The sequence below is a fragment of the Maritimibacter sp. genome (assembly GCF_016774595.1).
Taxonomy (GTDB): Bacteria; Pseudomonadota; Alphaproteobacteria; order Rhodobacterales; family Rhodobacteraceae; genus Maritimibacter; species Maritimibacter alkaliphilus.
The window spans coordinates 1,074,214-1,086,160 of the sequence record NZ_JACBWT010000002.1; the positions used below are offsets into that span (position 1 = coordinate 1,074,214).

Sequence of the window (11,947 nt, forward strand, 5' to 3'; positions counted from 1 at the left end):
TCAATGCGTCAGCCGATTGGACAATACCCGCGCAATGGCCGCAACGTCGAACTCGGCGCCCATCGCGTCGAACACGGGGCGCAACGTCTCGGGATCGGCGATTGTGTCCTCATGCCGCAGGTGAAAGCACCGCTCCGGGTGATCCTTGGCGATCGCGGCGAAGATGCCATCCATCCGCGCGATCAGGTCACGCACCTCGGCCTCCGGCTGGCTCGCCCACCAACGCGATTGTGCGACGGCGCCGGCGTCGCGCGAATTGAAGACGATGACCGGGTTTGGGAAACTCCGCAGCACCATGGCGACGAGGGCCGGAAGCGTCTCGGCCCGCTGCGGATAGCGGATTTCCTTGGTGCCGATCCAAGTCGCATCGGTCGGAGGGCAGATGACGCGGGCCGCATAGGCGAGGGCGAGGTCCTGCTCCAATCCGATTTCGTCGATGTTCTGCGCATTGAACCACGGATGATCCACGGCGCGCGGCTCGTCCCCCCAACGACGGTGGGCGCGCGTGGCGCGGGCGGTCGCATCGAACAGAACGCCGAGGGTATCGAAGGTCTCGCCGCCGATATGGCTGCCCGGTGCGGTGTTCAGAAGCCCTTGCAGAAGCGTCGAACCGGACCGGCCATAGGTGATGATGAACACCGTGCCGCGCAGATTCGGATATCGCCTGCGAAAGCGCCTGAGCGGGTCCGTGTCCCGCCGCGCGAGGGCCGCGCGCAGCCTTGCGAGCATGAGCCGGGGGGTCATGCAATGCCCCGCTGCGGCGTGGCGGTTTGCGATCGTTCGATGTGGCCCGCGATGCGGAGGAGCGTATCGCGGAGAGTGCCGTCGCCCGCATCCTGCGCCAGATCGCGCATCGCCGCAGCTTCGCGTGGGTCGAGCGGCATCCGGTCTGCCGCCGGTGCGATCAGGTCATGGTAGTGTCGCGCGAGGGCTACAAGGCTCAAGGTGCTCGCGTCGGTGGTGAGGTGTCGTGACAATTCGGCGTAGCCTGCGTTGACCCGGTCGATCTGTGTTTGCAGCGTCTCAAGCGTCGCCCTTGTCACGGTGAAGGCCGCCGCGTCTGGTGGCAGTTTGCCCAACCGCTCCTCTTCCAGCGTGTCGAGTCCGGGTGTCACGTTCGCGATGGGAGGGTGCGCGCGGCTAAAGGGCACTGTGCGTGTCGACCACAGCATGCGGCGTTTCAGCCACGGTCCTTGGCCCGCATAACGTAAGAGCCTGACGTGACCTGCGCCGAAGGTCCGGGCGAACCGCGCCCGGATCGGGTCTTGCGACAGGAAATCCGGGTTCATCGTCGCGGCGAAGTCGAGGAAGGTGCCGCGCGGCGTCGCGCCACGGCTCACCTGTGCATACCACGAGGTCAAAAGCGCCAAGGGTTCACGCACCGTGAAGATGATCTTGACGGAATAAAGCTCCAACCGGCGGCGCAGGGCGGCCAGCGCCAAGTCGGGGTCTTCGCACAAGGCAAGCTGGACGAATTCCTCGCTTGATATCAAGGCTTTGCGTTGCCGTGTTGAACCAAGTTCAGAATGAAGCGCGCCGAACGCCTCGTCGGTGCTCGGCCCGGTTCCGAACCAGCGTGGCGGGTGGAAGCCATGCTCTGTGGCCAGCGGGATCGCCAGCCCGGCATGGCTAGACGGTGCCGAAACACCACGCCCGGCTTTCGGATACAGCAGGCCCCGCCGCGCCAGCCCGGCGGCGTTGTCGGCGCAGTAGCTTTGGAAGGCCGAGGTGCCCGTCTTGTAGTGGCCGATATGCAGATAGAGCGTTTTCACGGGCTAGTTGATCCAGTGAAACCGGCCGAGCGCCCAGCGGTAGATGCGCAAGAGCCACGGTGTCAGCGCCGGAAATCGCCGCCCCAACCGCCGTCCGGCGATGACCACGCCGTGTTTCCAGGTATCGGGCCGCGACAGGCGCGCGCGCAGGCTGCGGTGCCGTCGTGTCGCCTCCAGCACCTCGAACCAGAACGGGGTCCGGGCGAGCGTCGACCAGAACAGGCCCGCGAATTCGACATCCGGTTCGCGCCAGGGTTTCTGATGCGCAGCGGCGAAATGAACGATGAACGGGTCGGCCTTGGCGGCGAGCGCATCGTTGCGGATCGGCACCGGCACGTTGTCATATGCGCCACGGTCGGAATTGTGGACGTTGAACCGTGCAGGCAGCGTGACGAACCGTTCACGGAAATAGACATTCAGAATGTCCTGATCGCGGAAGAAATAGCGGTTTCCCGCAACCATCTCCCGCAGGTCTCGCGACACCTTCGCCACGTCCATCGCAGCGAAGTTCATCACCATGACGCCTGCGTTGAAATACCGGGAAATCTGGTCTTCGGTCAGCCCCAGATCGTCCGAGAGGTAGGCGTACAGGTCCGGCACCTCCGGGTCGCGCGTGCGCACCCGCGTGGCCAGAACCCGCGTCATCAGCGCATCGGTCACGGCGGCCAGCGGCGCATCGTTCATCTCGGTATCGAACAGCTCCGCGACATCGCCACACAGCACGAGATCCACGTCGAGATAGACGAGGCGCTCCACGTCGGGCAGCAGATCGAACAGAAGGAACCTGTTGTAGGTCGCGTTGCTCGGCGCATGATGGCGGGCGCGATATTCCCGTGAAAACGTGGTCCCTACGTTGATCGCATGAAGCGTGACATTGCCATGCGCGACCGCGAGGGACCTTAGCAAGTCGAGATCCCGGTCACCGATATTCTCGTGCAGATAGAACAGGTTATAAGCCCGGTCCGGCGCCGCTTGTTCGATGAGCGAGGCCACCATCGCCGCAGTCTGGGGCAGGTAGGCCCGGTCCGAGGTGAAGGCCACGTTGACCGCACCGTCATTGAAGCGTGCGCCGCGTGCGAAGGGCACGACGAGGGATCGGCCGAGGTTCAGGATGTTGACCCGCTCGACCCGCGTCTCGGGGTGGTCGCGCAGATATTTGCGCATGAACGTGGTGAAAAGCCGCTCCGCCACGAAGCCGAGGTAGCGAGCATTGTAGGGGCTGACATGGGGGCGCGGAATATCGGCGGACCGCAAGGCTTCGAGCAGGTCGAAGGCCCAGCGGCAATAGGCATCGACAATCTCGCGCCGCGCCAGAAAGACATTGGCCAGCAACAGTTCGCGCCCGGCCCGGACGGCGCGAAAATCGTCCAGATAGGCGGGCGACACCTGCGCCATGCGCGCCTCGACGAAATCCAGATCGCGCGGGTCGTGTTGATCGGCGTAGTTCTCATCCACCGTCATCGGCATCCGGTGCGCGACGGGCAGCACGAGGTCGATCTCGGCGTTGCGCTGAAGCCACGTTTCGGTCGCCGCGGCGTAGTCGTCCAACCGGACGGCCTCGGGCCAGACCTCGGCGGCGGGGGAAGGGTGGGTGCCACTGAAATCCAGAAGCCGCCGGTAGTGCATCAGGCCCACATGCGTGGCATCCGTGTCGTTCTTCCAGGCCCAGTAGAGCGCCGTCAATTCGCTGTATGCGCCGTTATGGGGCGACAGCGTGTCGCCGGTATCGTCCCCGATCATCCCGTCGAGAGGGGCATCCGCCACCGCGCGCCCCACATGGATCGGAATGATCGAAGCACTCGCTACGACGGGCGAGGGAGTGTGAAAGGCCATATAGATCGAGGCTTTCATCGCGGGCTCCGGGGCAGGCTTCGGTCTGTCTACACGGCACACACGGTGCGGGTAAACCTAGGCCGTTTCGCGACCCACCTCATCGCGCGCCATCGATGCCTTTTTCAAAAGCCGCACCAGCGTTTCCGCTTCGTCCACGGACAGCCCCGTCAGGATTTCGTCCTGAAGCACGCGCACCTGCGGGCGCAACCGGTCGAGCATGACCACGCCGTTCTGGGTCAGCCGCAAGGCCTTGGCCCGCCGGTCGGTGGTCGAAGGACGGCGATCCACCAGCCCCTTGGCGACCAGCCGGTCAATGACGCCGCCAATGGTGACCTTGTCATAGGCGACCGTCGTCGCAAGCGTCGCCTGGTCTATGTCGGGGGCGTCCGACAGCGCCGCCAGAACCGCGAACTGGACCGGGGTCACATCCAGCCCGATCTCCGCCATATGCTCGCGAAACAGCCCCGTCGCGATCTGGTTCAGGCGTCGGATCAGGTGACCCGGCATGTCGAAAAAGATGGGGTTCGGTTCGCTCATGCCCGAAACGCTAAACCCCGATGCATCATTTGACAAGTATACTAATGATACGTATACGAACTACAGCGAAGCATGGATCAGGGAGGATATCATGTCGCAACAGCTTGGAACGCTCGAAGACCTGCCCGAAGAGTACCGCGCCGCGATGACCGAGGCGGGGGTCGCGCCGCTCTGGCCGATGATGCGCAATGTGCTCCCGCATGGGGCACCGAACCCGGTCACGAAACCCGGATACTGGAACTACGACGCGATCCGCCCGCTCCTCATCCAGGCCGGCGAACTGACCCCGGTCGAAAAGGCCGAACGCCGTGTGCTCGTCCTGTCCGATCCGGGGCGCGGGGCGGGGGCGATGCAGGCGACGGCCTCGATCTACCTCGGGCTTCAGTTGCTTCTGCCGGGCGAAACCGCGCCGGCCCATGTTCACACCCCGTCCGCGGTGCGCATCGTGGTCGAGGGCAAGGGGGGCTTCACCGTGGTCGATGGCGAAAAGCTCCCGATGGAGGAGGGCGATCTGGTCCTGACTCCCGGCGGCGAATGGCACGATCACGGGCATGAGGGGAGCGAACCCGTGGTCTGGCTCGACGCGCTCGATCTGCCGCTGTTCGTCTATCTGGAAGGGTCTTACGCCGAAGAAGGCCCGCTTCAATCCCAGCGCAACCGGCCCGATGCCAGTCAGGTGGAATACCTGTCCTCGGGCCTTGCGCCCGTGCGCCGCCCCGGCGAGAGCGCGCGCAAGTATCCGATGATGCGCTATCCGTGGGGCCGCACCGAACAGGCGCTGCGTCAGATGGCGGCCTATACCGACGGACCGATCGAACTGGATTACGTGAACCCGGAAACCGGCGAGGCGGTTCTGCCCACGATGGGGTTCACCGCCATGATGATTGGCGCGGGCGATGCGCTGGAACCCGTGCTGAAGTCTTCGTCTGCGGCCTTTCACGTCATCAAGGGGTCGGGCCAAGTCACGATCAACGGCGAAACCCTGACCTACGGGCCGAAGGATACGTTCACGGCCCCGGTCTTTGCGAACATGAGCTTCAGCGCGGCGGACGAGACCTTCATGGTCCGTGTCCACGACCGCCCGCTTCAGGAAAAACTGGGATATTACGAGGAACGCGCGAGATGACCACCTACCTGTTCGAACCCCCGGCAACACCGTCGATTCCGGTCAAGGGCGAGGCCGCCGGATACCCGGTCGTCCGCATTTTCTGCGTCGGCCGCAACTACGCCGCCCACGCCGCCGAAATGGGGGTGGAAGTGGACCGCGAAGCGCCGTTCTACTTCACCAAGAACCCGCAGCATACGCTCCACACCGGATCGACGCTGCCCTATCCACCGGGGACCGAGAACTTCCATTACGAGATGGAACTGGCGCTCACCATCGGCAACCCGGTGTTCCGCGCTTCTCGCGAAGAGGCCGCCGCGGCGATCCATTCCTATGGCTGCGCGCTCGACATGACGCGGCGCGACCTGCAACTCGTCGCGCGGGAAAAGCAGCGCCCCTGGGATCTGGGTAAGGATGTCGAGGGCACGGCGGTCTTCGCCGAACTGACACCCGCCGCCCAGATGGGCGAACTTGGCCCGCAACGCATCCATCTTGAGGTGAACGGCGAGGTCAGGCAGGACGCGACGCTTGCCGATCTGATCCATAGTTGCGTCGAGGTGGTGATGGACCTGTCCAAATTCTACCACCTCGCGCCAGGCGACGTCATCATGACCGGCACGCCCGCGGGCGTCGGCCCGGTGGTTGCGGGCGACCGGATCACGGGCGGAATCGACGGGCTGGCCCCCATCGCGCTCACCATCGGCGAAGCGGAGTGATGCGCCGGTAACCTGCGCGCCCGCGCCGTATTGTTGGACGCCCCGCTGCCCGCTAGCATCGGGGCGTTCGTGTTCGGAGGTCGGGGAATGTGGGGGACTGCGCGCAAGCGGGCGGGATGGGCTGCCGTCACGGCGCTGGGCCTCGTCCTGCTTGCGGCCTGCACCTCGAACCTGCCGGATCGGCAAACCGCCGACGGTCGCCGGGTGGACGGTGCGATCTTTCTTGCGCCCACCGGGCCGGAGCAGGCGGACGCGCGGTTCGACCTTCCTACCGGAGCTTGGCAGACGGCGCGCGTGACGTTGCAGTCCACGACCTTTCGCGATCAGCCCGCCCGCGTAACCTGCGACGCGCCTGCGGTCGTCGATGGCCCCGAGGGCCGAAAATGGGTCCGTCCGGGCGGGCATCAGCGCGTGACCGTTCCGGCGAAAGGGCAGGTGCCCGCGCGGCTTGAGCTGACCTCCGGCGTCACGACCTGCCGCGTAACTTGGGCGGATCATGTCATCACACTCACCCGTCCCGAGGTCGTGGCGCCATCCGTCGCGGCCGTTGACCGGGCGCGCGGCGCCTGCGTCTCGCCGCCGGCCGGCACGCTCGACCCGCTGGCACAGGCGTTCTACGCCCACACCGCCCTGTCGCGCACCTGCGCCCTGCGCCCCGGACCCGTCGAGATCGTCGAGACGCCGATCGATGCCCTCGCCGCGCGTTTGCAGGCGCTGACCGGTGCCACGTTGCGCTGTGCTCACTTGGCCGAGGGCAATCCCGACATCCGGCTCGATTTCTCGAACGCACCGAAGCTCGACCTGATCGTGCTCGCCTCGCTCCACGTCAGGGCCGACTACTGCGGCGCGCTGATGCAGCAGGCGATGACTTGGCACGCCGCGCGCGGGACGCCCGTGCGCATCCTCGCGACCGCCGCGCTGCAAACCGGGAAGGATCGCGATTTCTGGAACGCCTTGGCGGCGCGTTATCCGAACGTCCAGATCCAGTATTACCGCTGGCAACCGCGCGGAATCGCCACGCCCGCGACCGAATTCGCCGCCTTTCACCGGGCGAACCACGTGAAGCTTCTGATCGCGCTGTCCTCCGAACCGGGGCGCTCGCGCCTTATCATGGGCGGGCGCAACCTGCATGACGGGTTCTTCTTCGCCGAACCGTTCGAGATCGAGGATCACCCGGAACTTCGCAGCTACGATGACGAATGGCGCGACGGGCTGGCCTGGTTCGCCACGTTCGAGGATGTCGACCTCGTGATCCGAGACGATGCGACCGTGCGGCAGATCGCGGCACATTTCGGCAAGCTTTGGCGGCGCGACGCGCCCGGTCAGGTGCTTCGCCCCGCCTCGGAGCCCGGCCGGGTCGGGCCGGTTCCGACCGACGGTGTGATGCGTCACTTCATCTCGCAGCCCTGGGCCGACGCTCGCGCGCTGGAAGTGGATTTCGTCCGCATGATCGACGCGGCCCGCCGCGAGGTGACGATCGTGACGCCCTTCCTCTATCCGCCGCCTGCGGTCGACGCGGCGCTGGCGCGGGCGCAGGCCCGTGGGGTCGATGTCACCCTGATCGCGCGGCTCGATTCGACCGAGCCCTCGGCCCCGGTGACGCGCGCGCTGGCCAAGGATTACATGAACCGGCGCTACCGGGACTTCGCGATCTTCGACTACGTGCCGACCGAACGGATGATCCACACCAAGATTCTGGTGATCGACGGGCGGCTCGCCATGTCGTCTTCGGTCAACATGAATGCGCGCAGCTTCGGGCAGGACACGGAGAACGGTTTGATTTTCCTCGACCGGGCGATGGCCGCCCGGCTTGGCGCACTGGCCGAAACCTATCGCCAGCGCGCGCACCGGATCGACGCGCCTCTGCCGCTCACGCCGCTTGAACGCACGCTGGCCGCGATTCCCGCGATCCGCCCGCTGTTCTGACCGTCAGGCCTTTTTCTTGGCAGGCTTCTTCTTGCCTTTTCCGCCCTTGGCGGCCTTTTCGGCAATCAGGTTCACGGCCATTTCCATAGTCACGTCTTCCGGCTTCACGTCCTTGGGCAAGGTCGCGTTGACCTTGGCCCATTTCACATAGGGGCCGTAGCGCCCATCCATGACGTTCACCGGCCCGCCTTCGTCGGGGTGTTCCCCCAGCTCCTTCAGCGCCTTGGCGGCCGCCTGCCGTCCGCGCCCGGGATTGGCCCGCTTTTCCGCCAGCATTTCGACCGCGCGGTTCATGCCGATCTCGAACACGTCCTGCGGGTCTTTGAGGTTGGCGTACACCGGCTTCGCCTCGTCCGGGAGCTGGTGCATGACATAGGGGCCGAACCGGCCGAAGTTCGACTTGATCTCTCCCCCTTCCGGGTGCTGCCCGATGAGACGGGGCAGGGACAGAAGCGTCAGCGCCTTTTCCAGATCCATGTCATCGGCGGACCAGCCTTTCGGAAGGCTCGCGCGATCCGGCTTCTTGTTCTCTTCGCTCACCTCGCCGCGCTGGACGTAGGGGCCGAACCGCCCGGACCGGAGCGAGATTTCCTCGCCGTTCTCGTCCTCGCCCAGGATCCGGTCGCCCTGCGTTTCCTCGCCACCGCCGATGGGCCGGGTGTAGCGACATTCCGGGTAGTTCGAGCAGCCGACGAACCCGCCGGAGCGCGAGGTTTTCAGATGCAGATCGCCCGTGCCGCACAGCGGGCACTTGCGCGGGTCCGACCCGTCCTCACGCGGCGGATAAAGCTGCTTTTCCAGCGCCTTGTCGAGTTTGTCGAGCACTTCCGAGATGCGCAGTTCGCTTGTCTCGGCGATGGCGGCCGAGAAATCGCGCCAGAACCGGGCGAGCAGTTTCTTGTATTCGATCTCGCCCGCCGAAACCTTGTCGAGTTCTTCTTCCAGATCGGCGGTGAACTCATACCCCACGTATTGCCGGAAGAAGTTCAGCAGGAAAATCGTGACGATGCGCCCCTTGTCCTCGGGGATCAGGCGGCCCTTGTCCTTGCGCACATATTCCCGGTCCTGAATCGTCGTGACGATCGAGGCATAGGTCGACGGTCGCCCGATGCCCAATTCTTCCATCTTCTTGACCAGCGTCGCTTCGGTATAGCGCGGCGGGGGCTGGGTGAAATGCTGCTCGGGCGTGACGCTGTCCTTCTTGGTCGCGTCGCCTTCGACCATCTGGGGCAGGCGGTTCGCGTCATCCTCGTCGTCGATGACCACGTCGTCGCGGCCCTCTTCATAGACCTTGAGGAAACCGTCGAAGAGCACGACCTGACCGGTCGCGCGCAGGCCGACCTGACCATCGGACGACCCGATTTCGACAGCCGTGCGTTCAAGCCGCGCCCCGGTCATCTGGCAGGCGATCGTCCGCTTCCAGATCAGGTCGTAAAGCTTGCGCTGGTCGGGCTCCAGCCGCGCGATGTCGTTGGCCGAGGGATCGCGGCTCATCTCGGTCGGGCGGATACATTCGTGCGCTTCCTGCGCGTTCTTGGCCTTGTTCTTGTACACCCGCGGTTCGGCCGGCACGTAATCCTTGCCGTACCGCGTCGCGATCTCGTCGCGCGCGGCGGTCACGGCCTCGGGCGCCATGTCGATGCCGTCGGTCCGCATGTAGGTGATGTAGCCCGCCTCATACAGTCGTTGCGCGGTCGACATGGTCTGACGCGCGCCGAAGCCGAACTTGCGGCTGGCTTCCTGTTGCAACGTCGAGGTCATGAACGGCGCGGACGGGTTGCGGGAGGCAGGCTTGGCCTCGACCGACAGAACGCTCAGGTCCCGCGCTTCGATGGCGGCGACGGCAAGCCCGGCTTGTTGTTCGTTTTCAAGGTCGTAACGGTCGAGCTTCTTGCCCGCATAGCTGACCAGCCGCGCTTCGAACTGCTGGCCGCGCGGGGTCTGGAGCAGGGCCTTCACCGACCAGTATTCGCGCGGGTTGAACGCCTCGATCTCCATCTCGCGCTCGACGATCAGGCGCAGGCAGACGGACTGAACCCGCCCCGCAGAACGTGCGCCCGGCAGCTTGCGCCACAGGACGGGCGACAGGTTGAACCCGACGAGGTAGTCGAGCGCACGCCGCGCCAGATAGGCTTCGACCAGATCGCCATCGACATCGCGCGGGTTCTTCATCGCCTCGGTCACGGCGGACTTGGTGATCGCGTTGAACACCACGCGGCTGACCGGCGTGTCCTTCTTGATCGCCTTGCGTTTGCGCAGGGCTTCCTCGAGGTGCCAGGAAATCGCTTCCCCTTCGCGGTCGGGGTCGGTCGCGAGGATCAGATTGTTGTCTTCCTTGAGCGCGTCGGCGATGGCCTTCACATGCTTTCGGCTGTCGTTCCCGACCTCCCACAGCATCTCGAAATCGTTGTCGGGGATGACCGAACCGTCCTTGGGCGGCAGGTCACGCACGTGTCCGTAGGAGGCGAGCACGGTGTAGTCGCTACCAAGATATTTGTTGATTGTCTTGGCCTTAGCAGGGCTTTCCACGACGACAACGGGCATCAAAATCCTCTCGACTCGAATAAGGCGCTTGGGGGCGTTAGATGGGTCGCGGTCCGGGGGCTTGTCAATGGCGACCCGTTGGCAGGGTCGTGAACGACGCGGCGTCGGGCCTTTACCCGGTCCGCGAAATCAAGCCGCCGGGGGCACGCGAGACATGCCCTTCGAGTTCGAGATCGGTCAGTTCCGAGGCGACGTCGCTCGCGGGCATGGCAAGGTCGCGGACAAGCTGATCCTCCGACACCGGCGAGGGGCCGAGACGGTCGAGGATTAGCTGGTGCAGCGCGGCGGTTTCGGCCAGCGTGCGGGTCTCGGCCGGTGCCGGCGGGATGTCCACCGGCGCCACCTTGGCGACCGGGGCCGGGGCCGGATCGGCGGCGGCCGCCCGCGGTTCCGGCGCGGCGTTCTCGACACCCCCGCCGATCACGTCCAGCACATCCTGGGCCCCGCGCAAAAGCGTCGCGCCGTCCCGGATCAGCCGGTTGCAGCCCGTGGCGCGCGCGTCGAACGGGTGACCGGGAACGGCAAAGACCTCTCGCCCCTGTTCCAGCGCCATCTCGGCGGTGATGAGCGAGCCGGACTTGGCCGCCGCCTCGACCACGACCACCGCGCGCGATAGGCCGGAGATGATGCGGTTGCGCCGCGGAAAATGCCGGGCCTGCGGGGTCAGCGACATGGGCGCCTCCGACAGGCGAAGCCCGTCGCGCCCGATTTCCTCACCCAGAACCGCGTTCTCGGACGGATAGATCACGTCGACCCCGCCCGCCATGACGGCGATCGTCCCGGTTTTCATCGCGGCGGTGTGGGCGGCCGTATCCACGCCGCGGGCCAGACCCGACACGACGACCTGCCCTGCCGCCCCGAGATCGCCCGCGAGCTTGCGTGCCATCCGGGTGCCAAGCGACGAGGCATTGCGCGCGCCGACGACACCGACCGTGGGTCGTGCGAGCAGGTCGAGGTTGCCGATCGCCCAGAGGATCGGGGGCGGATCGGGGATTTCGGCCAACAGAGCAGGGTAGTCCGGTGCGCCGAAACACAGCATCTCGGCCCCGCATTTCACGGCCCAGTCGATTTCCTTGTCCACGACGGGAAGCGGGCAGACGCTGTAATCATCGACGCCCGCGGATTTCGCGACCTCCGGCAAAGCTTCGAGCGCGGCCCGCGCCGATCCGTGTTCGCCCATGAGCCTGAAGAAGGTGGTCACGCCCACGCGGCGTGAGCGCAAGAGGCGAAGCCAGGCCACCCGATCTTCCGTGCTTTGGGGTGGGGTGAGGGGGTGGTTGGAAGGGGATTGCTCCAAGGGTCACCTGATTCCGTCTCTTGCCCTCCCACCATGCGACTCAAATGGTTAACGGTAGGTTACCGCCGCCAAGATCGCATGTGGTCCCGGTCCCCACATGGCCCCGCCCGCTTCGGCACGAGCAATCACCCCCGGCCCGACCCCGCGTCCTCTTCTCTGTTTCGAAAATACTTCGGGAGGTCTGGAGGGCTGGCCCTCCAGAGCCGCCAACGGCGGC

At 65.6% G+C, this 11,947-nt stretch carries 9 protein-coding genes; 3 read left to right on the forward strand and 6 right to left on the reverse strand.

The genetic code is table 11. From position 1 onward, the window contains the following. Genes HOY44_RS16390 through HOY44_RS16405 form a run of 4 tightly spaced genes read right to left on the reverse strand, consistent with a single transcriptional unit; the run spans window position 1 to window position 4,142 of the window. Entirely contained in the window at window positions 1-744 is a 744-nt protein-coding gene (locus HOY44_RS16390) for a sulfotransferase family protein (RefSeq protein WP_287436141.1), read from the reverse strand. After that, window positions 741-1,772 (reverse strand): hypothetical protein, encoded by a 1,032-nt coding sequence (locus HOY44_RS16395; protein ID WP_287436143.1) that lies wholly within the window; start codon window positions 1,770-1,772, stop codon window positions 741-743. Before HOY44_RS16395 ends, HOY44_RS16390 begins: the two co-directional genes overlap by 4 nt. 3 nt (window positions 1,773-1,775) lie before the next feature. Next, entirely contained in the window at window positions 1,776-3,623 is a 1,848-nt protein-coding gene (locus HOY44_RS16400; protein WP_287436145.1) for a DUF4422 domain-containing protein, read from the reverse strand. Window positions 3,624-3,680: 57 nt separating this feature from the next. Next, a complete protein-coding gene (locus HOY44_RS16405) occupies window positions 3,681-4,142 on the reverse strand; it encodes a MarR family winged helix-turn-helix transcriptional regulator (protein WP_008329907.1) in 462 nt (153 codons plus the stop codon). A 91-nt stretch (window positions 4,143-4,233) separates the two neighbouring features. Here HOY44_RS16405 and HOY44_RS16410 point away from each other — a divergent pair, with 91 nt between their 5' ends. The 3 genes from HOY44_RS16410 to HOY44_RS16420 all read left to right on the forward strand — a co-directional run bounded on the left by HOY44_RS16410 (window position 4,234) and on the right by HOY44_RS16420 (window position 7,889). Further along, window positions 4,234-5,268, forward strand: a complete 1,035-nt coding sequence (locus HOY44_RS16410) for a cupin domain-containing protein (protein ID WP_287436147.1) — start codon at window positions 4,234-4,236, stop codon at window positions 5,266-5,268. Further along, window positions 5,265-5,963 (forward strand): fumarylacetoacetate hydrolase family protein, encoded by a 699-nt coding sequence (locus HOY44_RS16415; protein ID WP_287436149.1) that lies wholly within the window; start codon window positions 5,265-5,267, stop codon window positions 5,961-5,963. The genes HOY44_RS16410 and HOY44_RS16415 overlap by 4 nt, the downstream gene beginning before the upstream one ends. Before the next feature lie 87 nt (window positions 5,964-6,050). Next, window positions 6,051-7,889, forward strand: a complete 1,839-nt coding sequence (locus tag HOY44_RS16420) for a phospholipase D-like domain-containing protein (protein ID WP_287436151.1) — start codon at window positions 6,051-6,053, stop codon at window positions 7,887-7,889. A 3-nt stretch (window positions 7,890-7,892) separates the two neighbouring features. Here the strand turns inward: HOY44_RS16420 and topA are convergent, their stop codons facing one another. Further along, on the reverse strand, window positions 7,893-10,433 hold the full coding sequence (gene topA / locus HOY44_RS16425) for a type I DNA topoisomerase (RefSeq protein ID WP_287436153.1): 2,541 nt from the start codon (window positions 10,431-10,433) through the stop codon (window positions 7,893-7,895). 112 nt (window positions 10,434-10,545) lie between these two features. After that, a complete protein-coding gene (dprA, locus tag HOY44_RS16430) occupies window positions 10,546-11,673 on the reverse strand; it encodes a DNA-processing protein DprA (RefSeq protein ID WP_287436155.1) in 1,128 nt (375 codons plus the stop codon). Between the last annotated feature and the right edge of the window lie 274 nt (window positions 11,674-11,947).

What these genes read in the sequence shown, in the direction of transcription:
- HOY44_RS16390 (WP_287436141.1), bottom strand. Translation starts at nt 744, where the DNA reads ATGACCCCCCGGCTCATGCTCGCAAGGCTGCGCGCGGCCCTCGCGCGG.
- HOY44_RS16400 (WP_287436145.1), bottom strand. Translation starts at nt 3,623, where the DNA reads ATGAAAGCCTCGATCTATATGGCCTTTCACACTCCCTCGCCCGTCGTA.
- HOY44_RS16405 (WP_008329907.1), bottom strand. Translation starts at nt 4,142, where the DNA reads ATGAGCGAACCGAACCCCATCTTTTTCGACATGCCGGGTCACCTGATC.
- HOY44_RS16410 (WP_287436147.1), top strand. Translation starts at nt 4,234, where the DNA reads ATGTCGCAACAGCTTGGAACGCTCGAAGACCTGCCCGAAGAGTACCGC.
- HOY44_RS16415 (WP_287436149.1), top strand. Translation starts at nt 5,265, where the DNA reads ATGACCACCTACCTGTTCGAACCCCCGGCAACACCGTCGATTCCGGTC.
- HOY44_RS16420 (WP_287436151.1), top strand. Translation starts at nt 6,051, where the DNA reads ATGTGGGGGACTGCGCGCAAGCGGGCGGGATGGGCTGCCGTCACGGCG.
- topA (WP_287436153.1), bottom strand. Translation starts at nt 10,433, where the DNA reads ATGCCCGTTGTCGTCGTGGAAAGCCCTGCTAAGGCCAAGACAATCAAC.